This is a genomic window from Roseovarius indicus (genome assembly GCF_008728195.1).
Lineage (GTDB): Bacteria > Pseudomonadota > Alphaproteobacteria > Rhodobacterales > Rhodobacteraceae > Roseovarius > Roseovarius indicus.
In genome coordinates this window covers 1,887,668-1,910,235 of record NZ_CP031598.1, presented here as the reverse complement: position 1 = coordinate 1,910,235, position 22,568 = coordinate 1,887,668, and the positions used below count along the sequence as shown (strand labels likewise).

The 22,568-nt window shown below is 66.5% G+C and carries 25 protein-coding genes; 11 read left to right on the top strand and 14 right to left on the bottom strand.

Annotated features, from left to right (window positions below):
• Positions 1-36 precede the first annotated feature (36 nt).
• The 11 genes from bchL to RIdsm_RS08785 all read left to right on the top strand — a co-directional run bounded on the left by bchL (position 37) and on the right by RIdsm_RS08785 (position 9,062).
• Entirely contained in the window at positions 37-933 is an 897-nt protein-coding gene (gene bchL, locus RIdsm_RS08835) for a ferredoxin:protochlorophyllide reductase (ATP-dependent) iron-sulfur ATP-binding protein (protein ID WP_057813965.1), read from the top strand.
• Positions 933-1,613, top strand: coding sequence for a magnesium protoporphyrin IX methyltransferase (bchM, locus tag RIdsm_RS08830; protein ID WP_057813967.1), 681 nt, complete (start codon positions 933-935; stop codon positions 1,611-1,613). Before bchL ends, bchM begins: the two co-directional genes overlap by 1 nt.
• Positions 1,610-3,052, top strand: a complete 1,443-nt coding sequence (locus RIdsm_RS08825; protein WP_057813969.1) for a PucC family protein — start codon at positions 1,610-1,612, stop codon at positions 3,050-3,052. The genes bchM and RIdsm_RS08825 overlap by 4 nt, the downstream gene beginning before the upstream one ends.
• 28 nt (positions 3,053-3,080) lie before the next feature.
• Positions 3,081-3,848: a photosynthetic reaction center subunit H gene (puhA, locus tag RIdsm_RS08820; protein ID WP_057813971.1), complete on the top strand. Its 768-nt coding sequence runs from the start codon at positions 3,081-3,083 to the stop codon at positions 3,846-3,848.
• 44 nt (positions 3,849-3,892) lie between these two features.
• Positions 3,893-4,525: a photosynthetic complex putative assembly protein PuhB gene (gene puhB, locus RIdsm_RS08815; protein WP_057813973.1), complete on the top strand. Its 633-nt coding sequence runs from the start codon at positions 3,893-3,895 to the stop codon at positions 4,523-4,525.
• Positions 4,526-4,535: 10 nt separating this feature from the next.
• On the top strand, positions 4,536-5,009 hold the full coding sequence (puhC, locus tag RIdsm_RS08810; RefSeq protein ID WP_057813975.1) for a photosynthetic complex assembly protein PuhC: 474 nt from the start codon (positions 4,536-4,538) through the stop codon (positions 5,007-5,009).
• A gap of 14 nt (positions 5,010-5,023) precedes the next feature.
• On the top strand, positions 5,024-5,320 hold the full coding sequence (locus RIdsm_RS08805; protein ID WP_057813976.1) for a hypothetical protein: 297 nt from the start codon (positions 5,024-5,026) through the stop codon (positions 5,318-5,320).
• Entirely contained in the window at positions 5,317-6,456 is a 1,140-nt protein-coding gene (gene acsF / locus RIdsm_RS08800; protein WP_057813978.1) for a magnesium-protoporphyrin IX monomethyl ester (oxidative) cyclase, read from the top strand. Before RIdsm_RS08805 ends, acsF begins: the two co-directional genes overlap by 4 nt.
• A gap of 94 nt (positions 6,457-6,550) precedes the next feature.
• On the top strand, positions 6,551-7,363 hold the full coding sequence (puhE, locus tag RIdsm_RS08795) for a putative photosynthetic complex assembly protein PuhE (RefSeq protein ID WP_057813980.1): 813 nt from the start codon (positions 6,551-6,553) through the stop codon (positions 7,361-7,363).
• Entirely contained in the window at positions 7,353-8,567 is a 1,215-nt protein-coding gene (gene hemA, locus RIdsm_RS08790) for a 5-aminolevulinate synthase (protein WP_057813982.1), read from the top strand. Before puhE ends, hemA begins: the two co-directional genes overlap by 11 nt.
• Positions 8,568-8,642: 75 nt before the next feature.
• Complete coding sequence (locus RIdsm_RS08785) at positions 8,643-9,062, top strand: c-type cytochrome (RefSeq protein WP_057813985.1); 420 nt, start codon at positions 8,643-8,645, stop codon at positions 9,060-9,062.
• 73 nt (positions 9,063-9,135) lie between these two features.
• Here the strand turns inward: RIdsm_RS08785 and dxs are convergent, their stop codons facing one another.
• The 14 genes from dxs to RIdsm_RS08720 form a co-directional block, all read right to left on the bottom strand.
• A complete protein-coding gene (dxs, locus tag RIdsm_RS08780) occupies positions 9,136-11,067 on the bottom strand; it encodes a 1-deoxy-D-xylulose-5-phosphate synthase (protein WP_057813987.1) in 1,932 nt (643 codons plus the stop codon).
• A 106-nt stretch (positions 11,068-11,173) separates the two neighbouring features.
• Positions 11,174-12,412 carry a photosynthetic reaction center cytochrome PufC gene (pufC, locus tag RIdsm_RS08775; protein ID WP_082647283.1) on the bottom strand — a complete coding sequence of 413 codons (1,239 nt, stop codon included), beginning with the start codon at positions 12,410-12,412 and terminating at the stop codon, positions 11,174-11,176.
• 2 nt (positions 12,413-12,414) lie between these two features.
• Complete coding sequence (gene pufM / locus RIdsm_RS08770; protein ID WP_057813989.1) at positions 12,415-13,401, bottom strand: photosynthetic reaction center subunit M; 987 nt, start codon at positions 13,399-13,401, stop codon at positions 12,415-12,417.
• A gap of 3 nt (positions 13,402-13,404) precedes the next feature.
• Complete coding sequence (gene pufL / locus RIdsm_RS08765; RefSeq protein ID WP_057813991.1) at positions 13,405-14,244, bottom strand: photosynthetic reaction center subunit L; 840 nt, start codon at positions 14,242-14,244, stop codon at positions 13,405-13,407.
• Between the two features lie 120 nt (positions 14,245-14,364).
• Positions 14,365-14,532: a light-harvesting antenna LH1, alpha subunit gene (pufA, locus tag RIdsm_RS08760; RefSeq protein ID WP_057813993.1), complete on the bottom strand. Its 168-nt coding sequence runs from the start codon at positions 14,530-14,532 to the stop codon at positions 14,365-14,367.
• A 14-nt stretch (positions 14,533-14,546) separates the two neighbouring features.
• Entirely contained in the window at positions 14,547-14,696 is a 150-nt protein-coding gene (gene pufB, locus RIdsm_RS08755; protein WP_057813995.1) for a light-harvesting antenna LH1, beta subunit, read from the bottom strand.
• Between the two features lie 133 nt (positions 14,697-14,829).
• On the bottom strand, positions 14,830-15,054 hold the full coding sequence (pufQ, locus tag RIdsm_RS08750) for a cytochrome PufQ (RefSeq protein WP_057813997.1): 225 nt from the start codon (positions 15,052-15,054) through the stop codon (positions 14,830-14,832).
• On the bottom strand, positions 15,051-16,535 hold the full coding sequence (bchZ, locus tag RIdsm_RS08745) for a chlorophyllide a reductase subunit Z (RefSeq protein WP_057813999.1): 1,485 nt from the start codon (positions 16,533-16,535) through the stop codon (positions 15,051-15,053). The genes pufQ and bchZ overlap by 4 nt, the downstream gene beginning before the upstream one ends.
• 163 nt (positions 16,536-16,698) lie before the next feature.
• Entirely contained in the window at positions 16,699-18,261 is a 1,563-nt protein-coding gene (gene bchY / locus RIdsm_RS08740; protein ID WP_057814001.1) for a chlorophyllide a reductase subunit Y, read from the bottom strand.
• A complete protein-coding gene (locus RIdsm_RS30075; RefSeq protein ID WP_160325809.1) occupies positions 18,258-18,401 on the bottom strand; it encodes a hypothetical protein in 144 nt (47 codons plus the stop codon). The genes bchY and RIdsm_RS30075 overlap by 4 nt, the downstream gene beginning before the upstream one ends.
• A complete protein-coding gene (locus RIdsm_RS08735) occupies positions 18,388-19,389 on the bottom strand; it encodes a chlorophyllide a reductase iron protein subunit X (RefSeq protein ID WP_057814002.1) in 1,002 nt (333 codons plus the stop codon). The genes RIdsm_RS30075 and RIdsm_RS08735 overlap by 14 nt, the downstream gene beginning before the upstream one ends.
• Positions 19,386-20,327, bottom strand: coding sequence for a chlorophyll synthesis pathway protein BchC (bchC, locus tag RIdsm_RS08730; protein WP_057814004.1), 942 nt, complete (start codon positions 20,325-20,327; stop codon positions 19,386-19,388). The genes RIdsm_RS08735 and bchC overlap by 4 nt, the downstream gene beginning before the upstream one ends.
• Before the next feature lie 145 nt (positions 20,328-20,472).
• Positions 20,473-21,603 carry a methyltransferase gene (locus RIdsm_RS08725; RefSeq protein WP_057814006.1) on the bottom strand — a complete coding sequence of 377 codons (1,131 nt, stop codon included), beginning with the start codon at positions 21,601-21,603 and terminating at the stop codon, positions 20,473-20,475.
• A 3-nt stretch (positions 21,604-21,606) separates the two neighbouring features.
• A complete protein-coding gene (locus RIdsm_RS08720; RefSeq protein ID WP_057814008.1) occupies positions 21,607-22,476 on the bottom strand; it encodes a polyprenyl synthetase family protein in 870 nt (289 codons plus the stop codon).
• Positions 22,477-22,568 lie beyond the last annotated feature (92 nt).

The following is a 22,568-nucleotide window of genomic DNA, read 5'->3' as shown; positions in this document are numbered from 1 at the left end:
CCCGGAGTATTTGAAGAACAATGAAAGAGAGGCACCATGAGTCCCCGCGACGACATCCCGAACCTCAAGGGTCAGGACGGCGAAGGGTCGGTTCAGGTCCACCAGGACCCGTCGATGAAAATCGAAGGCGCCAAGGTCTTCTCGGTCTACGGCAAGGGCGGCATCGGCAAATCGACCACCTCGTCGAACCTCTCCGCCGCCTTCGCCCAAATGGGCAAGCGCGTGTTGCAGATCGGCTGCGACCCCAAGCATGACAGTACCTTCACCCTGACCGGGCGGCTGCAGCCCACGGTGATCGACATCCTGAAGGAGGTCGATTTCCATCCCGAGGAGTTGAGGCCGGAAGATTTCGTCACGATGGGCTGGGGCGGCGTGCAATGCGTCGAGGCCGGCGGCCCGCCCGCCGGCACCGGCTGTGGCGGCTATGTGGTGGGCCAGACCGTCAAGCTGCTGAAACAGCACCACATGCTGGAAGACACCGACGTGGTGATCTTCGACGTGCTGGGCGACGTGGTCTGCGGCGGCTTTGCCGCGCCGCTTCAGCATGCCGACCGCGCGGTCATCGTCACCGCCAACGATTTCGACTCGATCTACGCCATGAACCGCATCATCGCGGCCGTTCAGGCCAAGTCGGCCAACTACAAGGTGCGGCTCGCCGGCTGTATCGCCAACCGTTCGAAAGACACCGACGAGGTCGACCGCTACTGCCGCGAAGTGGGCTTCAACCGCATCGCCCACATGCCCGACGTCGACGCCATCCGCCGCTCGCGCCTCAAGAAGAAGACCCTCTTCGAGATGGACGACGACGACGATATCCTCGCCTGCCGGGCCGAATATGTCCGCCTCGCCGAAACCCTCTGGCGTGGGACGGAACCACTGGCCCCCGCCCCCATGGAAGACCGCGACATCTTCGAGCTTCTGGGGTTCGACTGATGACCTATGACCGCACGCTCACCCGCGTCGAGACCTATTTCGACCGCACGGCCACCCGCACATGGGAACGGCTGACGAGCGATGCGCCGGTCTCGAAGATCCGCGAAACCGTGCGGCGCGGGCGCGATGCGATGCGCGCGCAGATGCTTTCCCGCCTGCCCGCCGACCTTACCGGCGCCCGCGTGCTCGATGCGGGCTGCGGCGCCGGGCAGATGACGGCGGAACTGGCGGCCCGCGGCGCCGAGGTGGTGGCGATCGACATCTCGCCCTCGCTCGTGGGCATCGCCCGCCAGCGCCTGCCGCTCGACCTGACGGCCAAGGTCGATTTCCGCACCGGCGACATGCTGGGCACCGATCTCGGCCGCTTCGACCACGTCATGGCGATGGACAGCCTGATCTACTACACCCAGGCCGACATCGCCGCCGCCCTCAACAACCTCGGCCAACGCACCTCCGGCAGCATTGTCTTCACCGTCGCCCCGCGCACCGCGCTTCTGATGGCGATGTGGCGCATGGGCCAGCTCTTCCCGCGCGCCGACCGCTCGCCCACCATGGTGCCCCACGCCCCGGCCCGCCTGACAAAGGCCCTCACCAAGGCCGAGGCCCCCGGCACCCTCACCGCGCTCGACCGCGTCACCTCCGGCTTCTACATCAGCCAGGCGATGGAGTATCGCCCATGATCCTCCGCCCGCATCACCTCAAGCAGCTGACCACCCGCTTCCTTCCCTTCGCCGACGCGGCAAGCGACGGCCTGCCGCTGGGTCAGCTCCTGCGCCTCTCGCTCTTCCAGGTCTCGGTGGGCATGGCGACCGTGATGCTTCTGGGCACGCTCAACCGCGTGATGATCGTCGAACTCAGCGTCCCGGCCACCATCGTCGCGATGATGATCGCCCTGCCGGTCCTGATCGCCCCCTTCCGCACCCTTCTGGGCTTCCGCTCGGACACCCACAAAAGCGCGCTGGGATGGAAGCGCATCCCCTATCTCTGGTTCGGCTCGCTCTGGCAGATGGGCGGGCTTGCCGTCATGCCCTTCGCGCTGCTCGTCCTCTCCGGCCAGCAGACCGTCGGCCCGGCATGGGCGGGCGAAGTGCTCGCCGCGCTGGCCTTCCTGATGACGGGCCTCGGCATCCACATGACCCAGACCGCGGGCCTCGCGCTGGCCACAGACCGCGCGACGGACGAAACCCGCCCCCGCGTCGTGGCGCTGCTCTATGTCATGTTCCTCCTCGGCATGGGGCTGTCTTCCATCATCATCGGCTGGCTTCTGCGCGACTTCACGCCGCTGCAACTGATCCGCGTCGTGCAGGGCGCGGCCAGCGTCGGCATCCTCCTCAACCTCATCGCGCTCTGGAAACAGGAAAAAGTCTGCCCGATGAGCCGCGCCGAGCGCGAAACGCCCCGCCCCCGCTTCCGCGACGCATGGGCCGACCTGATGAACGGCGGTCAGGCCGGGCGCCTCCTCGCCGTGGCCTTCCTCGGCACGATGGGCTTCAACATGCAGGACGTCCTGCTTGAACCCTACGGCGGCGAGATCCTCGGCCTCTCGGTCTCCTCCACCACGCTTCTCACCGCTGTCTGGGCCGCAGGCGCGCTGGCAGGCTTCGCACTTGCCGGCCGGGCGCTGTCACACGGCCGCAACGCCTTCCGACTTGCGGCCACCGGCATCCTCTTCGGCATCGCCGCCTTCTCCACCGTCATCTTCGCCGCGCCCATGCAATCCGCCGCGATCTTCTTCGCCGGCACGCTGCTCATCGGCTTCGGCGGCGGGCTCTTCGCCGTCTCGACCCTCATCGCCGCCATGACCCTGCCCGCGAAAGGCGCCGCCGGCCACGGCCTCGCGCTCGGCGCCTGGGGCGCGGCCCAGGCCACGGCGGCGGGTCTCTCCATCGCCTTCGGCGGCGCGCTGCGCGACGGCATCAACGCCATCGCCACCACCGGCGCCTGGGGCGAGGCGCTGAACACCGCCGCCACCGGCTATTCCTTCGTCTACCACATCGAAATCGGGCTGCTCTTCGTGACGCTCGTCGTGCTGGGCCCGCTGGTCCGCCTGCCCGGCCTCGCCCCGCAGCCCCCCAAACCGGGAACGGCCCGTATCGGCCTGGCCGACTTCCCGACATGACCCGCAGACCGATCGAAAGGATTGAAACATGACCGAACCGTTCTTTGGCAATTTCGACCTGGCCAGCCTGACGCTCTGGCTGTTCTGGATCTTCTTCGCGCTGCTGATCTACTACATCCAGCGCGAGAACATGCGCGAGGGCTACCCCCTCGAAGACGATGACGGCAAGCCGTCGGCCAACCAGGGCCTGTTCCCGGTGCCCGACGACAAGACCTTCAAGCTGCCCCACGGACGCGGCGAGGTCACCGTGCCGTCGGCCCAGAATGCCGAACGTTCCGAGATCGCGCTCGCCAAGACGGCGGCCGGCAACGGCTTTCCGTTCGTGCCCACCGGCGACCCGATGGCCGATGGCGTCGGCCCCGCAAGCTGGGCCCCGCGCCGCGACGTGCCCGAGCTTGACGGCCAGGGCCATCCCAAGATCGTGCCGATGGCCGCGAACGAGCACTATTCCGTGGCCGCCGGCCGCGACCCGCGCAACCTGCCGGTCGTGGCGGGCGACGGCGCCGTCGTGGGCCGCGTCACCGACATGTGGATCGACGAGCCCGAACAGCTTGTCCGCTACCTCGAGATGGAGCTGAACGACAACAAGGGGAAGCGGCTCATCCCGCTGACCATGGCGCGGATCAAGTCCGACCGGGTCGCCGTGCGCTCGCTCTACGGCAAGCACTTCCCCGGCATCCCGGCCCACGCCTCGCCCCGGCAGGTCACGTTGCTCGAGGAAGACAAGATCACCGGCTACTACGCCGGCGGCACGCTCTACGCCAGCGCAGAGCGGCTGGAACCACAACTGGGCTGACACGGCCAGCCCGGGGCCAACAAGGAAAACGGGAGGAGGCCACCATGAGCCATGACGATTTTGCATTCGAGCCCGTCGCAGGGCTGCCCGAAACACCGCCAGAGGGGGAACGGATCCTCTGGCAGGGCCGCCCCGACTGGTGGGCGCTGACGAAGGAGTCGCTCAACCTCAAATGGGTGGTGGCCTATTTCGTGGCGCTGGCGCTCTGGCGCTTCGTCACGCTGATCGACCAGGCGGCGGCCGGCACGGCCTTCGCGGCCGCCTTCCCCTTCCTCGTCATGGGCGCGATCACGGCGGCGCTCCTGATGATCATCGGCTTCATGCAGGCTCGCTCGACCATCTACACCATCACCAACCGCCGCGTCGCCATGCGCATCGGCGCGGCGCTGACCGTCACGCTGAACCTGCCCTTCACCCAGATCGCCAGTGCCTCGCTCGACCTGCGCAAGGGGGGCACCGGCACCATCGCGCTCGACCTCAAGGGCAAGACGCGGCTGTCCTACCTCGTCTGCTGGCCGCATGTGCGCCCCTGGGTCATGCGCCGCACCCAGCCCGCGCTGCGCTGCATCCCCGACGCCGACAACATCGCCCGCCTGCTCTCCGAGGCCGCCGAGGCCCGCATCAGCACGCCGCAAGTGGCCCGCACGGCCCCCGCCCCGGCCGTGGCGGCGGAATAGGACCGAACCGATGACCCAGATCGACACACACCCCGCAGCCCCCCGCAAACCGCAGGACAAGGAACTCGTGCCCCGCTTCATGGCCCGCGCCATGCTGATCCTCTGCCTCACCGTTCTGGCCGTCGTCACCTGGGCCCGCCTCACCGACCGCCCGCTCGTCGCCACGCCGCCGCAAGGCGCCATCGTCACCGAACGCGCCATCGTCCTCTCGGGCGACATGGCCGGCCGCGCCACCGTCACCGCGCCCGACGGCACGCTCATCGCCGAGCTGACACCGCAGGAAGGCGGCTTCGTCTCGGGCGTCTACCGCGTGATCCTGCGCGAACGCACCAAGCACGGTGTCGCCCCCGACGCCCCCCTCGCGCTGCGCCGACGCGACACCGGGCGTCTCGAAATCCACGACCCCGCAACGGGGTGGAGCGCCGACCTCATGGGGTTCGGCGCAGACAACGCCAAGGCCTTCGCGCGGCTTCTGGCAAACTGAGAGAGGAGGCCAAAATGGGATGGCTGACAAGAGAAATAGAACACGCGCCCTGCACGGTGGAGATAAGCCACAAGTTCGAAAGCCTGCACGCGCATGTGCGCTTCAACAACGGCACCACCGTCTATCCGGGGGATGAGGTCCAGGTCAAAGGGCCCGAGATCATGGCCCCCTTCGGTGAGATCGTCCGCGAAGACCGCGAGGCGACCATCGTCCGCGCCAGCAAGCTCGAACGCCTCTGGACGCGCTGGACCGGCGATATCGAAGTCATGGAACTCTGCGAATTTTCCTTCTCCGAGGAGGCCACGCTATGAACATGCAAGCCAAACCCCTTCACGCCCGGCACACCGCCGATGCGACCACGGCCGAGGAAGGCCTCGCCATCCAGGAAGAGCAGGCCAAGCTCGACAGCCATTTCGCCACCGACGTGGCCATGCAGAACACCCTGCTGACGCCGCGCTTCTACACCACCGATTTCGACGAGATGGACGCGATCGACGTCACCCCGGTGCGCCGCGACTGGGACGAACTCATCGCCGAGATGGACGCCGACCCCAACAAGGGCCACTTCCGCAAGACCGAAGACTGGGACCATGTCGACTGGGAGGGGATGGACCCCGCCCTGAAGAAGGAATTCATCGACTTCCTGATCTCCTCCTGCACCGCCGAATTCTCGGGCTGCGTGCTCTACAAGGAAATGAAGCGCCGCGGCGGCAACCCCGACATCACCAAGCTGTTTCAGCTCATGGCCCGCGACGAGGCCCGCCACGCGGGCTTCATCAACGATGCCCTGCGCGAGGCGGGCGTGGCGGTGAACCTCGGCTTCCTGACCCAGAAGAAGAAATATACCTACTTCCGGCCGAAATTTATCTATTACGCAACCTATCTGAGCGAGAAGATCGGCTATGCGAGATACATCACCATCTTCCGCCACCTTCAGGCGCATCCCGAACACCGCTTCCACCCGATCTTCAAATGGTTCGAGGAATGGTGCAACGACGAGTTCCGCCATGGCGAGGCCTTCGCGCTGCTGATGAAGACCGACCCGAAACTCACCTCGGGCGTCAATGTCTGGTGGATCAAGTTCTTCCTGACGGCGGTTTACGCCACCATGTACGTGCGCGACCACCAGCGGCCGGAATTCCACGCGGCCCTGGGCGTCGATCCCGACTGGTACGGGCACGAGGTCTTCACCAAGACCTCGGAGCTCTCGAAACAGATCTTTCCAATCACCCTCGACATCGAGAGCCCCGCCTGGTCGCGCGGGCTGAAGCGGCTGCAAAAGGCCAATGCCGACCTCGCGAAAGCCAAGGCCCAGACCGGCCCGATGGCGGCGCTGCGGCGCATGGCGGCCAGCACCCGCGCGGCAGCGGCCTTCGCGCGGCTCTACGTCATCCCGGCGAAACGGCATAACGTGCCCGCCTCGACCCGGCTGGAGCCGGCGTACTGATGGCCGGTTTCCGCGATTGCATCGCGGACCGGAGTGGGGGCGCTGCCCCCACGCCCCCGGGATATTTTTGGCCAGAAGAAGCAGGGGGGTCGCCATGAGTTCGGCGTGGGTCGCAGCCCTCGTGGCGCTTTTCGTCTGGTGGTTCTCCACCGGGGCGATCCTGATGGTGGTGCGCCATGCCGACCGGGCCGGGCGGCGGGCGCGGAGGATGGTCACGGGCGCGGCGCTGCCCCTGCTGGCGGTGGGCGTCTGGGGCTACGAGCGCTCGCTCGGCGGCACCTCGACCGGCGCGGCCTATGGCGCGTTCCTCTCGGCGCTGGCGATCTGGGGCTGGGTGGAGCTCGCCTTCCTGACCGGCGTCATCACCGGGCCCAACCCCTATCCCTGCCCGAAGGGCCTGCCGGAATGGGAACGCTTCATCCGTGCCTGGGGCACCATCGCCTATCACGAAATGCTGCTGACCTCGCTGCTGCTGGCCATGTGGCTCTACGGCGCGGGGGCGGAAAACACCTTCGGCCTCTGGACCTTCACGATCCTCTACTTTGCCCGCATCTCGGCCAAGCTGAACCTCTATTTCGGCGTGCCCAAGATCAATACCGAGTTCCTGCCCGAGGCGCTCGCCCATCTGGCCAGCCATTTCCGCATCTCGCGGCTCAACTGGGTCTTCCCGGTCTCGATCACCGCGCTCACCTTCGCCGCCGCCTGCTGGCTCGAACGGCTTTACGCGGCCGAAACCCCGGCCGGGGCGGCGGGCTTCGGCCTCCTTTTCGCCATCACTGCGCTCGCGCTTCTGGAACACTGGCTCATGGTGCTTCCGCTGCCCGACGCGAAACTCTGGCGCTGGATGCTTCCGGCGCCCAGGCAACAGACACCAAGCACACGACCGGAGGGACCTCATGACTTTTGATGCCATGTTCACCGCACAGCTCGACGACCTGAAGGGCGAGGGCAATTACCGCATCTTCGCCGAGCTCGAGCGCCGCTGCGGCGCCTTTCCCAAGGCGAAAAGCCATGACGACGACGCCCCCGACGAAGTCACCGTCTGGTGCTCGAACGATTATCTCGGCATGGGCCAGAACCCCATCGTGCGCGAGGCCATGAAGGCCGCGATCGACCAATGCGGCACCGGCGCCGGCGGCACCCGCAACATCTCGGGCACCAATTACCACCACGTGGCCCTCGAACGTGAACTGGCGGACCTGCACGGGAAGGAGGCGGCGTTGCTCTTCACCTCCGGCTACGTGTCGAACTGGGCGGCGCTGTCGACGCTGGGCGCCCGCCTGCCCGACGCGGTGATCCTGTCCGACGCGCTCAACCATGCCAGCATGATCGAAGGCATCCGCCATTCCCGCGCCCAGAAAGTCATCTGGAAGCATAACGACCCCGAGGACCTCGACCGCAAGCTGGCCACCCTGCCCGCCAACGCGCCCAAGATCGTTGCCTTCGAAAGCGTCTATTCCATGGATGGCGATATCTGCCCGATGCAGGAAATCGTCGAGGTGGCCGAGAAGCACGGCGCCATGACCTATCTCGACGAGGTCCATGCCGTGGGCCTCTACGGGCCCCGCGGCGGCGGCGTGTCCGAGGAACTGGGGCTGGCGGACCGCATCACCCTCATCGAGGGCACGCTCGGCAAGGCCTATGGCTGCATGGGCGGCTACATCACCGGCTCGGCCGCGCTCTGCGATTTCGTCCGCTCCTTCGCCAGCGGCTTCATCTTTACCACCGCCCTGCCCCCCGCCGTAGCGGCCGCCGCGCAGGCCTCGATCGCCCACCTGAAAACCTCCGACCTCGAACGCCAACGCCAGCGCCGCCAGGTCGCCCGCCTGCGCGCGAAACTCGACGCCCGCGGCATCCCGCACATGGACAACCCCAGCCACATCATCCCCGTCATGATCAAGGACCCGGTCAAGTGCCGGATGCTGTCCGACATCCTGATGAACGACTACGGGATCTACGTGCAGCCCATCAACTACCCCACAGTGCCCAAGGGCACCGAACGCCTGCGCTTCACCCCCGGCCCGCTTCATTCCGACGCCGATATCGACCACCTGGTCGAGGCGCTGACCGTGCTGTGGAAGCAATGCGCCATCGCCCATGCCGTGGCCTGACCCCCGCGACAGCCTGTAACGTTGACTTACACCAACCCGTTCTAGATCACTGATTACGCAGCAATGGAGGACCCCATGAAATCAACGATTGCAGCCCTGACCGCCACGATCGCTCTGACCCTTCCGGCTTACGCCGCAGGCGACGCGGAAAACGGGGAGAAGGAATTCCGCAAGTGCAAGTCCTGCCACATGATCGAGTCGGCGGATGAAACCATCGTCAAGGGCGGCCGCACCGGCCCGAACCTCTACGGCGTCGCCGGCCGCACCGCCGGATCGCAGGAAGACTTCAAGTATTCCGACCTGATGACCGCCGCCGGCGAAAAGGGCCTCGAGTGGAACGAGGAAGACTTCATCGGCTACGTGCAGGAGCCGACGGACTGGCTCAAGGAATACACCGGTGAAGACGGCCGCGCCAAGATGACCTACAAGGTCCGCAAGGAAGAAGACGCCGCCGATCTCTGGGCCTATCTCTCGTCCCTCGGCGCCGACAGCTGAGCCCTCCGACAGCCAAGAAAAAGCCGCGCCGGCCCTTGGCCCGCGCGGCTTCTCGTCGCCCGCCCTTCGTCTCTCAGGTGGCCACGCTCAGCGGCACCACCTCCGTGCCCCGGCCCACGGCGCCCCGCGCCATGGCCGCGATATCCGCCGCCGTCATCCCCGCATCCGCATACATCTCCGCCGGGCTCGCCTGCTCGATGAACCGGTCCGGCAGGCAGACGTTCCGGATCGCCAGCCCCCGGTCGAACGCGCCATGCCGCGCCAGCGCATGCATCACGACGGAGCCGAAGCCGCCCTCGGCCCCCTCCTCCACCGTCACCAGCGCCCGGTGCGTCCGTGCAAGCCTGAGCACCAAGGCCTCGTCCAGAGGCTTGGCGAACCGCGCATCGGCCACCGTCACGCTCAGGCCCTCATCCTCCAGCATCGCCGCCGCATCGAGGCATTCCGACAGATGCGCCCCCAGCGACAACAGCGCCACGTCATCCCCCTCGCACAGCACCCGGCCGCGGCCGATCTCCAGCACCTGACCCCGCTCCGGCAACGTCACCCCCGTCCCGGCCCCGCGCGGATAGCGGAAGGCAATCGGCCCGTCATCATGCGCCGCCGCCGTCGCCACCATGTGCTTGAGCTCCGCCTCATCCGCCGCCGCCATCACCGTGAACCCCGGCAAGCTCGACAGGTAGCCGATGTCGAAGGCGCCGGCATGTGTCGCCCCGTCGGCGCCGACAAGCCCCGCCCGGTCGATGGCAAACCGCACCGGCAGGCCCTGAAGCGCCACGTCATGCACCACCTGGTCATAGCCGCGCTGCAAAAACGTCGAATAGATCGCCGCAAAGGGCTTCAGCCCGCTCGCCGCCATCCCGGCGGCAAAGGTTACCCCGTGCTGCTCGGCAATGCCCACGTCGAACACCCGCCCCGGAAAGCGCTGCGCCATGATATCCACGCCGGTGCCCGCCGGCATCGCCGCCGTCACCGCCACGATATCCGGGTCGCGCGCCGCTTCCTCGCTCAAGGCCTTGCCAAAGACCGAGGTATAGCTCGGCGCCCCGCCCGCCTTCTTGGCCTGCGCGCCGGTTTCCACGTCGAACTTCGCCACGCCGTGATACTTGTCGGCACTGGTTTCGGCGGGCGCATAGCCCTTGCCCTTCACCGTGCAGCAATGGATCAGAACCGGCCCCGTCGCCCGCGCCCGCGCGGCGCGCAGCACCGGCAAGACCTGCCGCATGTCATGCCCGTCGATGGGGCCGACATACTCGAATCCCAGCTCCTCGAAGAGCGTCCCCGACCCGCTCAAGCCCCCCGTCACCAACTGCCTCGCCCGCTTCGCCCCCTCGCGCATCGGCGCCGGCATCGCCGCCTCGAACCCTTCGGCCAATGACCGCATCTTCGCCAGCGGCTCATTCGCATACAATCCGCTCAGATAGGCCGACATCGCCCCCACCGGCGGCGCGATCGACATCTCGTTGTCGTTGAGGATGACGAACATCCGCCGCCCCTCGGCGCCCGCGTTGTTCAGCGCCTCATAGGCCATCCCGGCGCTGATCGCGCCGTCGCCGATCACGGCGATCGCATCGCCCGTCGCCTGGCCCATGTCGCGGCCCACGGTGAACCCCAGCGCCGCGCTGATCGAGGTCGAGGAATGCGCCGCCCCGAACGGATCGAACGCGCTCTCCGCCCGCTTGGTGAAGCCCGAAAGCCCCCCCTTCTGGCGCAGCGTCCGGATCCGGTCGCGCCGGCCCGTCAGGATCTTGTGCGGATAGCACTGGTGCCCCACGTCCCAGATCAGCTTGTCCATCGGCGTGTTGAACACGGCATGAATGGCCACCGTCAACTCGACCACTCCCAGCGACGAGCCCAGATGCCCGCCCGTCTCCGATACCGCCGAGATCAGCTCGGCACGCAGCTCACCGGCCAGCGCCGCCAGCTCATCATCAGGCATCCGCCGCAGGTCGGCCGGTCCGGCCACGCGGTCAAGAAGCGGGGTTTTCGGGGTGGTATGGGTCATCGCGTCCCCCTTTCGCAAAGGGTGGTGGCTGCGTCGCCCGCGCAATCTTCCGGGGCGCGTGCGGCGCGATGGGCAAGGCGGCCGGAATGCCCGGCCGCCCCGTTCGTCATTCGGTGGCGGTGCCTTCGGTCTCTTCGCCGTCGGCGGCGCCTTCCTCGGCGGCATCGCCCTCTACGGCCACCTGCTCCTCGGATCCCGACTCGTCGGCCCCCTCGGCCTCCGCGCTCTCCGAACCAGACTCCGCCCCTTCGAACGCGGCATAGTCCGGCTCACCCGAGGTCGTGGCCAGCTCCGGCCATTGCCGGATCACGTTGGTGCCCTGAAGCGGCTGTTGATAGCCCTTGTGACAGGTCTTGCACGCGGCCTTCGGCGCGTCGCCATGCACCGGGCCAAGCCGATCTTCCGGCAATAGCCCGTCCAGCGACACGAGGTACTCGTTGTTCAGCTCCTGCACCATCTGGATGCCAAGCTGCGCGGTCCCCCACTGCAACGTGACCTGCCCGCCATCGTAGAAGGCGCGCGTGTTGTGACAGAAGGTACAGTTCACCCCCAGCGCATTGTCGATATAGTTCATCAGCGCATAGGTCCGCTCGGCATTCTGGATGCCCGGATAGCCATCCTGCCCCGGCACACCGGCCACCCGGCTGTCGAGGTCATGCACCCCGATCACCCCGTAATCGAGCAGGTAGGTCTCCAGCGCATCCGACGGAAGCGAGGTCGACTGGCTCACGTCGGTCACCATGTTCTGACTGGCCGACCAGCCGGCGGCGGCCGGGGTGTCCTTGACCGTCCGGAACCAGACGTCGCTCGGCACCGGCTGCCCGCGGTGACAGGTGTAGCAGGTCACGCCCACCTGTTTCTGCGCGTTGACATGGCCATCCCAGTTCTCGTTGAGGTTCTGGGTCATGCCGACCATGATATGACCCACGGCGGTCTGGTAGCTCTCCGCATCCTCGAAGAGGTCCGGTATCCCCGTCCAGGCCCGCATGGCGGTGAGCAGGCGGTCATAGTTCTCGACCGTCAGCCCCTCCAGCCCCGGCGGCACGTTCTCACGCGCCTCCCCGGCGGTCTCTTCCCCGCCCTGAGGTGGCACCGGGTCGGATGTGGTGGCCAGGAACCCCTCGATCGAGGGGTCGGGCGTGTCGAGATCCATGGTGAACTCGGTCACCGACATCCCCGTCCCCCTTGGCCCGGTCTGCAGGCTCTCGGTCGCATAGGGCTGCCCGAACGCCACCAGCATGGTCGCCACGAAAACCGCCCCGCCCGCCACGCCGACAAGGATCGCCGGGCGGTAGATGTTGGTGGGGTTGTCTTCATTCCACTTGTTGAACCATTGAGGAAGCATGATCAGTTCTCCTGCCCTATGAAGGCCTCGTAAGACCCGTAACTGTCGTAGCCGTAAGAGCCGTCATACATGGGCGCGAAATTGTGCTCCTGGGCCCAGATGAACCAGTTGTCCACCACGGTGCCGGTCAGCAGGATCCCGATCCCGCCGGTGATCGGCGTCAGCACGGCAAACCACCACGCCCAGCGGTGAATGCCTTCCATCGTGGCGTTGAACCCCATGGTCCAGCGCCAGAAGAGGGCGGCCCGCTCCGAGGCCGTGCCCCGGTCGACGATCTGCTCCAGCTCCCGGTCGCCGCCGAACCGGCTGACGGCCAGGATCGTGGCGCCATGCATCGCGAACAGCAGGCACGAGCCGTAAAGGAACACGATCGAAAGACAGTGGAACGGGTTGTAGTAGAGGTTCCCGTAGCGAATGGAAAACGCCGTGGTCCAGTCGAGATGCGGGAAGATCCCGTAGGGCACCGCCTCCGACCACGACCCCATCAGGATCGGCCGGAAGAGGCCCAGCACCAGGAACAGCCAGATGGCCGACGCGAAGGCCCAGGCCACGTGCTTGCCCATCTTGTGCTGCTCGGCCAGCAGGTAGGTGCGCAGCCACCAGGTACACACGCTCACCAACAGAAGGAACGAGGCGATGATATACCAGCCCCCTTCATTCAGTGGCGGCATCTGCAGGCCATATTCCGGCCCCGGCGGCTCCAGCGCCAGCCAGAACCCCTGCCGCAGGAACTCCGGGATAGACCAGCCGACCTGCGCCAGCATGTTGATCCCGATGATGTTGAGGCACAAAACCCCCGTCGCGATCGAGATCATCCCCGTCCAGCCAAGGTAGAACGGCCCCAGCTGCGCGTTGCCGATCCACCCGATCAGCCGGTTGAACCCCGGTTTCCCGATCCGCTCCTCGGCCATGTTGTTCTCGTTGTCCATCCCCCATTCCGGCGGACCTTCAACCTGAACTTGCGTGAAGATATTCTGATAATCAGCCATTTTTCACATCCCCATCTGCGAGGGCCAGATCGGCAGCTCGAGCCACCAGTTCCACCATTCGGGCCAGCCCTTGGTCCAGACCGGGCCGCTGATGATGATGCACACCGCCGACCAGAACACCGCGTTCAGCGCCAAGAGCAGCCCAAGCCGGTGAATCCCCAGCGTGCCGATCGAATACCCGATGAGGTCGCGAAAGAACGTGTCCTCGTGATCGGGCGTCTTCATCTCTTCCCCCTTCTCGGGGTTCGCCGCCGACAGGATCAGCCCGCCATGCAGCGCCAGCGCCAGGCAGGTCGTGAAGAACAGCGACACCGCCAGCATATGCGCCGGGTTGTAATGGAAATGCAGGTACGCGTAGCCGGTGTTGCTGACCCAGTCTAGGTGACTGAAGATGCCATAGGGAAACCCATGCCCCCACGCCCCCATCAGCACCGGCCGGAACACCACCAGCGTGACATAGGCCAGGATCGCGAAGGCAAAGGCGAAGGGCACGTGATAGCCCATCCCCAGCTTCCGGCAGATCTCCACCTCGCGCAGCGCCCAGCTGCAGAAGGCCCCGATCGCGCAGATCGTGATGATCTGCCACAGACCGCCCTCCATCAGCGGCGCCATGCCCAACCCGTAACTCAGGTCGGGCGGCGCAATATTGATAAGCCACGGGTTGAACGTGCCCTGGTGGGCCGCCCCCCAGAATATCAGGATCGTCCCCAGGGCCGCGAAAAAGGCAGTGGTGACCCCGAAGAACCCCACGTAGAAGGGCCCCACCCAGAAGTCGAACAGATCGCCGCCGATCAGCGTCCCTCCGCGGACACGGTACTTTCTCTCGAAGCTAAGCAACGCCATATGTGTCTCTCCGCGTTTGGCGGCCCGTCCTGTCCAGACATCAAGCCGTCATGTCGTTGATGTGGTTTGCTGCGGGCGGCCGCGCCGCCCGCAACGCTCTTAGGACTTGCGTCCCTTGGATCACTCCGAAGATGCCGAGCGCGATGCGGCCGCATTCTCGAACCAGTTGACGCCGTTCGACAGAACCACCAGGTGGATCATGACGGCCAACAGGAACAGGAAGACGCCTTGCGCAACGAACACGCGGCGCGGATCGAAAATGAGCCAGATCTTGTAGAACTTAGACATTTATCGATCCTTCCTCAGAACCAGGGCGCCCAGATGTAGGTCGCGATATGTGCGACCACTGCAACCAGTACGAACAGCCAAAGGCCGCTCATATAGACCGAATGCAGCTCCTGGGCTTGCTCGTCGGTGAGACCTGTGAAGGACAGGTCGGTGTTATCAGCCATGAACTTTCCTCCGGAACGTTATGCTGACGCCGCGTTCCCCGCGGCCGGGTCCATCGGGGCCTGACTGGCCCCTTTGGCGTCTGTCCCCCCTTGCGGGGCGGCAGCTCGTGTCTCGGGTCCCGCGCGTCACCGCTCAGGCCGAGAAAATCAAAGGCGTCGTCCGGTCCGCCTCGGCCCAGGCCCGCGCCAGCGGCCCCCGAAGGTCGAGCGTCCGGAAGGTCATCACGTCCCGCGCCCAGCGCACGGTCGCGAAAGGCAGGGCCAGCAGGAAGATCAGCACGAAGTAGAAATGGAACTCCGCGCTCCGCCGGCGGCCGCCGCTTCCGCGGCGTGGCGTGTTGGATGTGAGGTCGGTCATCGGGTCAGTCCTCCTTTGCGAACTGAAGTGGCCCTTTCGGGCGAAAGCTGTTGCACGGTTTCCAGAACCACCCGCTCGGCACCCTGCCTGAGGGCCGCGTCCTCGGCGGCATCGCGCAAGGTCTTGGCGGCGGAAATCCGGGTCAGAACCGGGTGCGTGGCGACGATGCGGTCAAGCTCGGCCTGCGCATCCTCGTCCCACGGGAAATTGCGTCTGAGCGGCGTGGGCGTCGCGGCCGCCGCATCCATCTCGCTGCCCAGCGGCAGGATGTGGAACAGCGCATCGAAGAGGCCATTGCACACTTCCTGAAGCAGGTAGGTCGCCCCCGCATAGCCCATCATCGGCGTCCCCGTGGCCCGCCGTATCGCGGCGCCGGGAAAGCTTGCCGGAATGAAGGCCGGCTGCGGCCCGTGCCCGGCCTTCATCTCGGCCAGGTACATCTTCTCGTTGATCGACCCCATCAGGATCAGCGGCCGGTGCTGCGCCACCATCGCGCGCACCTCCTCGTTGTTGGTCTTGGTCCCGGCGCATCTTGCCACCGCAAAGGCGCAGGGCAGGCCCAGGTCGCCTTCCAGGAAATGCCGGATGCCCCGCGCATAGGTCTCGTTCGCCACGATCCCGAAACTGGCCGTGGCAAAGAAATCCTGCGTGACCGAGCGCCACAGGTCCCACACCGGCTTGATCGTCGAATGCTTCTCGCGCGCGATGAACGGCTCGGGATCGAGCCCCAGCAACTCGCCCAGCTTGCGCAGGAATTTGGTGGTCGAGTCCACCCCGATCGGCGCCTGCAGGTAGGGCTTGTCCAGCACCTCCGCCAAACCCCGCCCGAACTCGCGATACATGCAGACATTCACATCCGCATTCACAAGGTTCCGCATCTCGGCCAGGTGCGCGCCCAGCGGCAGCACCATGTTGACCTCGGCCCCGATCCCCTCGACCAGCCGCCGGATCTCGTGCAGATCGCTCGCCATGTTGAACGTGCCATACATCGGCCCCAGGATATTGACGCGCGGCTTGGCGCCCTCCTCGCGGGCCTTCTCCTTGGGCATCCGCCCCTTGGTCATCCCGAACTCGGTGAAAAGCCACGTCATCGCCCGGTCGGCGGCTTCCCACTGATCCTCGTCGATGGTCCGCGGCAGGAAGCGCTGAATGTTCGTGCCCTGCGGCGTCACGCCCCCGCCGATCATCTCGGCAATCGAGCCGGTGACCACCACCGCCGGAAGCGCCGGATCGAGCACCCCCCACGCCCGCTTCATCGCCCCTTCCGTGCCCTCGCGGCCCAGCTCCTCTTCGCCAAGCCCGGTCACCACGATCGGCAATTCATGCGGCGGCAGCGCGTCCGTGTAATGCAGCACGCTCGTCACCGGCAGGTTCTCGCACCCAACCGGCCCGTCGATCACCACCTGCAACCCCTTCACGGCACAGAAGGCATAGACCGCCCCCCAATACCCGCCGGCCCGGTCATGATCCTGGATCAACATCCCGCACCGCCTTCCGCACCGACAAAATACCGACGTAATACCGACGTGATACCGACATGCTTCTTCTGGCCCGAAATATCCCGGGGGAGGCGTTGAAATCCGCCGGATTTCAACGTCGGGGGCAGAGCCCCTAATCCACCATGATATCCCCCACGAAACGCCATCAAATCATCTCCTGCGCCTTCCGCGCCCTCTCCTGCTTCTCGAGTTTCTTGACGTTAAGCGCCCGGAAATCCTCGCGAATATTCGGATCGCCTTCCCAGATCCCCGCGGTATCCCCGTGACCCACGCCCTCGAAGAACTCCCGCATCCGGTCCATCCGCTCCTTGCCCGCGATGGCCGCATTGACGACCTCCGCCAGGCTCCCCGCCCCCGCCGGCCCCATAAGCGGCCGCGCCGAGATCAGGTTCGTGTAATAAAGCCCCGGAATCCCCAGCTCTTTCGCCTTCTGCACAACCGGCGTCGTGCCGATGGCCAGGTCCGGCTTGACCCCTTCCATCGCCGCGCAATCATCCTCCAGCGAGGCCCGGAATTTCACCGTCACGCCCTTGGCCCGAAGCCATTCCGCATCCGCCTCCGACCACGGCGTTTTCGGGCAGGCCGTGCCCACGTAGGGCACCTCCGCCCCGCTCTCGATCAGCAGCCTTGCGACCAGCAACTCGCTGCCCTCGTACCCGCTCAGCGTGATCGTCCCGCGCACCGGCTTCGCCGCCAGCGCGCCCTCGATCGCGGGCAGGAACGCGTTCTGCGCCTCCGCCACCTTTTCCGCTGAAATCCCAAAGGCTTCCCCGATACCGCTCAACCAGGCCGCGGTGCCGTCACGCCCCACCGGCGCGCTGCCCACCACGGGCCGCCCGGCCGCCTCGAACTCGCGGATCGCGGCCGTGTAGAACGGGTGCACAGCCGCCACCGCCCCGCAATCCAGCGCGGCATAAAGCTCCCGCCACTCCCGGCACGGCACAACCGGCCCCGCCGCCAATCCCATCGGCGCCAGCATCCGGTCAATCATCACCGGATCCGCCGGAAACATCTCGCCCAGAAGCGCCACGGTCGGCAGATCCGACACTCCCGCCTCCGGCCGGGCCACCGGCCCCGCTTCCGCCTCGGCCCGCGCATAGTTCAGCATCGCGCCCGCCAGCACATCCTTCGCCTCGGCATGGGTCGGTATCCCGAACCCCGGCACGTCGATCCCGACGATCCGAACGCCGTTGATCTCGTCCGGCAACAGCCGCAAAGGCACCCCGCTCGCCGTCGGCACGCAGAGGTTCGTCACCACCACCGCATCGAACCGGTCCGGATCGGCCAGCTCATGCACCGCGTCGCGGATATCCTCGAACAGCTTGCCGGTAACGAGCGTCTCGGAATTGAACGGCACATAGCCCACCGACCGCCGCGCCCCGTAGAAATGGCTGACAAAGGTCAGCCCGTAGACACAGCAGGCCGAGCCCGACAGCACCGTCGCCACCCGTTTCATCCGAAGACCCACACGCAAGCTGCCAAAGGCGGGACACATACTTTGCGGCTTGTCGTGCGGGCCTTGCGGATAGTCGCGCGCATACTGGTCCAGCAGTTCGCTCTGCCCGGCCATGCGCGCGGCTTTTTCCATCTCCGTCCCGGAATGGCACCCCAGCCCCGGATCGCCCTCCAGCCGGGGCGCCTCCTCGCTGGCCGTGCCACGGGTCACCTCGACCTCGCCCGCGTCGTCATATGTGACGTGCTTGCTCATGTGGCCTCCGGTCTTCCCGTGTCGGAATTCGTCTCCAGGATGTCCCGCAGCAGCCGACGAATCTGGTCCGGCCGCGCCGCCCGGAACACCGCCCGCACGATGGCCCTGTCGGCCTCGAAGGAACGCTCACGCGTCGTCATAGATCACCTCCAGGCTTTCCCTGGGCTTGGCGTTCTTGCCGCGCATATCCTCGTCCGTCGCGGGCTCCAGCGTGACGCCCGCGCCCGTGTCGGACCCGTCGAACAGCCCCAGCAACCCGTCCTGATCCAGCGGCACCGGCCGGATCGGCGGCGCCACGGAAACCGCGTCGGCCAGCCCGGCAAACAGGCTCCCCCACGGGCTCTTGTCCGTCCCGACAATCTGGTAATTCGCCGATTTCTTCCGCAGATCGTCATCCGCCGGGATCGAGGCCAGCACCGGCACGCCGGCGGCCTCGGCAAAGGCCGCGGCCTCGCCCGAACCGTCATCCTTGTTGATGACCAGCCCCGCGACGCCGACATTCCCGCCCAGCTTGCGAAAATACTCCACCGCCGAGCACACGTTGTTGGCCACATAAAGCGACTGCAGGTCGTTCGACCCCACCAAAATCACCTTCTGCGCCATGTCCCGCGCGATCGGCAGGCCAAAGCCCCCGCATACCACGTCGCCCAGGAAGTCGAGCAGCACATAGTCGAAATCCCAGTCATGGAACCCCAGCTTTTCAAGCAGTTCGAACCCGTGGATGATCCCGCGCCCGCCACAGCCGCGGCCCACTTCCGGTCCGCCAAGCTCCATGGCGAACACGCCGCCGCGCTTGAAACACACGTCGCCAATCTTCACCGGCTCGCCCGAAAGCCCCTTCTTCGTCGAGGTCTCGATAATCGTCGGGCACGCCTTGCCCCCGAACAGAAGGCTCGTCGTGTCCGACTTCGGATCGCACCCGATCAGCAGAACGCGCTTGCCCTGCTCCGCCATCATGTGGCTCAGGTTGGCCAGCGTGAACGATTTCCCGATACCCCCCTTGCCGTAGATCGCGATGATCTGCGTCTTCTTCGTAGGCTCTTCGGTGATCAGGTCGGCGAGGTCTTCGCTCGCCTCGTCGCGCAGACGTCTGTCGAAGTCTTTGAGATTAGGCACGTCGTCCTTCACGCTGCGTCCTTCCAGTTGAGTATCATTTTCAGGCAGGCCGGATCGCCAAAGGCGGTCCGATAAGCCCGGTCGGCGTCCCCGGCCGGCGCGCTGTGGGTGATGAGACCCGCCATCGACAGCGCCCCGCTCTCGATCAGGCTGCGCACGGCCAGCAGGTCGTCGCGCGCCCATTCGGCCGCCACGCGCAGCCGCGCTTCCTTCATGAAGGCGGGCGCAAAGGCAAAGCTCAGGTCCGACGGGTAGAAGCCCGCCAGCACGATCTCGCCGCCCTTCCCGATCCGTCCGATCAGGTCGTTCAGAATTTCCGCATTGCCCGACGCGTCATAGATCGCGCGATAGTCGCGGCGTTCGTCGTCTTCGGGGGCAATGACTTGGTACCCTTGCGCGCCACTCCGGCGCCCCGGATCCGTCTCCCAGACGGTCGGCGGCTTGGCCCCCGCGGCCACGGTCAGCCGCGCCAGCAGCCGGCCCAGCACCCCATGCCCGACGATCAGTTCCGGCACGGCCTTGTCCAGCCCCGCCATCGCATGGCGCGCCGTCGCCGCCAGCGCCAGAAGCGCCCCCTCGGCCCCGTGCCCCGCATCGATTCGCGTGACCCGCCCGGCGGTCGTCACAAGCCGTTGCGTGGCCCCGCCGAACAGACCGTACGCTCCGTCAAAACAATCTGCACCCGGCACGAAGACAGTGTCGCCAACTTTGAACCCGGTATTCGCCCCGGCCTCGACAATCTCGCCCGCCGACTCGTAGCCGGGCACCAGCGGGTACCCCATGCCGGGAAACGGTGGCATCCGGCCGGACCAGAACAGTTTTTCGGTGCCAGTGGAAATGCCGGAATGGGAGATTTCGACGACCAGATCATCGGCCCCCGGCGCCTTGAGCGCCAGTGTGTCCAATTGAAGGTCTTCCGGACCATTCAGGAGGACAGCGCGGGTTTCCATGATCGCCTCCCTTTTTTCTCGCCTGCCGCTCATGTGTCGGGCAGGTCGGCCTCCCAAGCCTGAATGTCAGTCTATACAGACACCTTTATCTGTCAACTTATCTTTACACTTTGTTAGGATTGACGGGCGGGTCCGGGCGATTCTCTCAGCCCGGCTTGGCGCAGGTCAGAACGCTGGTGATGAAGGGCCGCCGCGCCTTTGGCGCGCGGATGTTTCCAAACCCCGCCTCGCGGCACATCTCGCCGATCCGCTCGGCCGAGCGCACGCGCCCCGTGCCCATCGCCATCGTGTAGAACGCGAAATAGACATCCCCCGCCCGCTCGGGCCGCCGCCCGCCCGACATCGGCTCGGAAATCACCAGCCTGCCGCCCTCGGGCAGCGCGTCATGAACCTTCGCCAAGAGCGCGCGCACCGTGTCGTCGTCATGGTCATAGAGCACCCGGATCAGCGAAATCGCGTCCGCCCCGCGGGGAATCGCCCCCTCCCGGAAACTCCCGCCATGCAGCGCCACGCGGGCCCTCAGCCCTTCACGCCCCAACCGCTCCTCCGCCGCCGGCATCACGGCCGGCAGGTCGAGCAGCATGCCCCGCATACCGCCATACCGCCTCAACGCCGCCGCCAGGAACACCCCCGACCCGCCGCCCACATCCAGCAGCGTACCGACGCCACGCAACGAGACCGCCTCCAGCGTATCCTGCGCCACCAGCTCCTGCGAGCGCGCCATCAGGTCCGAATACCGCTCCGCCGCCTCGCGCGACATGCCGTCCGACCCGCCAAAGACGTAGGGCCAGAACCGCTGCAACTGCGTCTCCCCCTCGCCCCTGAGCAGGGCCTCCGGCTCCGCCATATCCGCATAGAACGCCCGGTTGTGCCGGATCATGTCCTCCAGCCCCGGCACGCCCAATATCGCCGCGCCCTTCCGGGCCAGCGCAAACCGCCCGTCCCGCCGCCGTTTCAACAGCTTCAGCGCGGCCCCGGCCTGCAACAGCTCGCCCATCCGGTCCTCGGGGATACCACAGGCCAGCCCCAGCCGCCCCGCGCCGTCCGGCCCGTCCAGGAGCCGCCGCAACACGCCCAACTCGACCAGCGCAGACAAAACCTGCGCCGCCACAAACCCCTGCAATATATCGAAAATCCCGGCGCCGTCGCGCCGCGCCAACCCCCGGCCAAGCGGCACCCGGCTCGCCACCCGCTGAAACCCCGGCCGGGCAATCAGCCGCGCGACCCAGACCGACGGGCGAAACCCGCCAGCCCCCGGGTCGCTCTCGGCCACCATACCCTAGACCTGGTAACGCGCCGGCACCGCGGGCATGATCCGCTCCGCCTGCATCGACACGATCTTCGCCAGCGCCGCCTCGCCCGGGCACGAGGGGATCGAGGCGATCGCCCCAGCGAGAATATCCGACAGATGCTTGAACGCCCCCTCGACCCCAAGCTCCGCCACCGCATTGGGCCGCCCGTGCAGGTCATCCTGCCCCACCGGCTTGCCCAGCGTCGCCTCGTCCAGCAATGCATCGCGCAAATCATCCGCCACCTGGAACGCCTCGCCGATCAGGGCGCCAAGGTCATACCACGCCTCCGGCTCATGCCCGGCGGAAATCGCGCCCATCTGCGTCGCCGCGATGAACAGCGCCGCCGTCTTCGACCGATGGTACGCGCCCAGATCAATCTCCGGCTCGCTTTCCCAGCCCTGCCCGGCACAGATCCCGTTCGGCATCCCCGTCCGTTCCGACAAGGTAAGCGACAGCTGCGCCGCCCGTGCCCCATCCACCGCCGCGGCCCGCGCCAGCGTCTGGAACGCCAGGATGATCAGGCTATCCCCCGTCAGCACCGCCAAGGGCTGCGAATAGGCCCGGTGCACCGACGGCTTCCCGCGCCTGACCTCCGCATCGTCGAAGCACGGCAGGTCGTCATGCACGAGGCTCGCACAGTGAATAAGCTCCAGCGACGCCGCCGCCGCATCGGCCATCCGTGGCTTGTCATCGCCACAGGCCATCGCCACCGACAAAAGGATCGTCGGCCTGATCCTTGCCCCACCCGGCAAACAGGCATAGCCCAGCGCCTCGGCCAGTTGCTTCGGCGCCGATCCGCCCTGCGTGGTCCCCAACGCCCGTGTAACGGCGCCTTCGATCCGGTCGGTAAGCGGCATGAACGGCCTCCTTCGGGCTAAATGTCATCAATGTATGACATGCCTAGTGTAAACTATTCTGGACACATCGCAGCCCCCGAGTCAATAATTCC

Coding starts and splice junctions, on each gene's coding strand:
- bchL (WP_057813965.1), top strand. CDS start 37: ATGAGTCCCCGCGACGACATCCCGAACCTCAAGGGTCAGGACGGCGAA.
- bchM (WP_057813967.1), top strand. CDS start 933: ATGACCTATGACCGCACGCTCACCCGCGTCGAGACCTATTTCGACCGC.
- RIdsm_RS08825 (WP_057813969.1), top strand. CDS start 1,610: ATGATCCTCCGCCCGCATCACCTCAAGCAGCTGACCACCCGCTTCCTT.
- puhA (WP_057813971.1), top strand. CDS start 3,081: ATGACCGAACCGTTCTTTGGCAATTTCGACCTGGCCAGCCTGACGCTC.
- puhB (WP_057813973.1), top strand. CDS start 3,893: ATGAGCCATGACGATTTTGCATTCGAGCCCGTCGCAGGGCTGCCCGAA.
- puhC (WP_057813975.1), top strand. CDS start 4,536: ATGACCCAGATCGACACACACCCCGCAGCCCCCCGCAAACCGCAGGAC.
- RIdsm_RS08805 (WP_057813976.1), top strand. CDS start 5,024: ATGGGATGGCTGACAAGAGAAATAGAACACGCGCCCTGCACGGTGGAG.
- acsF (WP_057813978.1), top strand. CDS start 5,317: ATGAACATGCAAGCCAAACCCCTTCACGCCCGGCACACCGCCGATGCG.
- puhE (WP_057813980.1), top strand. CDS start 6,551: ATGAGTTCGGCGTGGGTCGCAGCCCTCGTGGCGCTTTTCGTCTGGTGG.
- hemA (WP_057813982.1), top strand. CDS start 7,353: ATGACTTTTGATGCCATGTTCACCGCACAGCTCGACGACCTGAAGGGC.
- RIdsm_RS08785 (WP_057813985.1), top strand. CDS start 8,643: ATGAAATCAACGATTGCAGCCCTGACCGCCACGATCGCTCTGACCCTT.
- dxs (WP_057813987.1), bottom strand. CDS start 11,067: ATGACCCATACCACCCCGAAAACCCCGCTTCTTGACCGCGTGGCCGGA.
- pufC (WP_082647283.1), bottom strand. CDS start 12,412: ATGCTTCCTCAATGGTTCAACAAGTGGAATGAAGACAACCCCACCAAC.
- pufM (WP_057813989.1), bottom strand. CDS start 13,401: ATGGCTGATTATCAGAATATCTTCACGCAAGTTCAGGTTGAAGGTCCG.
- pufL (WP_057813991.1), bottom strand. CDS start 14,244: ATGGCGTTGCTTAGCTTCGAGAGAAAGTACCGTGTCCGCGGAGGGACG.
- pufA (WP_057813993.1), bottom strand. CDS start 14,532: ATGTCTAAGTTCTACAAGATCTGGCTCATTTTCGATCCGCGCCGCGTG.
- pufB (WP_057813995.1), bottom strand. CDS start 14,696: ATGGCTGATAACACCGACCTGTCCTTCACAGGTCTCACCGACGAGCAA.
- pufQ (WP_057813997.1), bottom strand. CDS start 15,054: ATGACCGACCTCACATCCAACACGCCACGCCGCGGAAGCGGCGGCCGC.
- bchZ (WP_057813999.1), bottom strand. CDS start 16,535: ATGTTGATCCAGGATCATGACCGGGCCGGCGGGTATTGGGGGGCGGTC.
- bchY (WP_057814001.1), bottom strand. CDS start 18,261: ATGAGCAAGCACGTCACATATGACGACGCGGGCGAGGTCGAGGTGACC.
- RIdsm_RS30075 (WP_160325809.1), bottom strand. CDS start 18,401: ATGACGACGCGTGAGCGTTCCTTCGAGGCCGACAGGGCCATCGTGCGG.
- bchC (WP_057814004.1), bottom strand. CDS start 20,327: ATGGAAACCCGCGCTGTCCTCCTGAATGGTCCGGAAGACCTTCAATTG.
- RIdsm_RS08725 (WP_057814006.1), bottom strand. CDS start 21,603: ATGGTGGCCGAGAGCGACCCGGGGGCTGGCGGGTTTCGCCCGTCGGTC.
- RIdsm_RS08720 (WP_057814008.1), bottom strand. CDS start 22,476: ATGCCGCTTACCGACCGGATCGAAGGCGCCGTTACACGGGCGTTGGGG.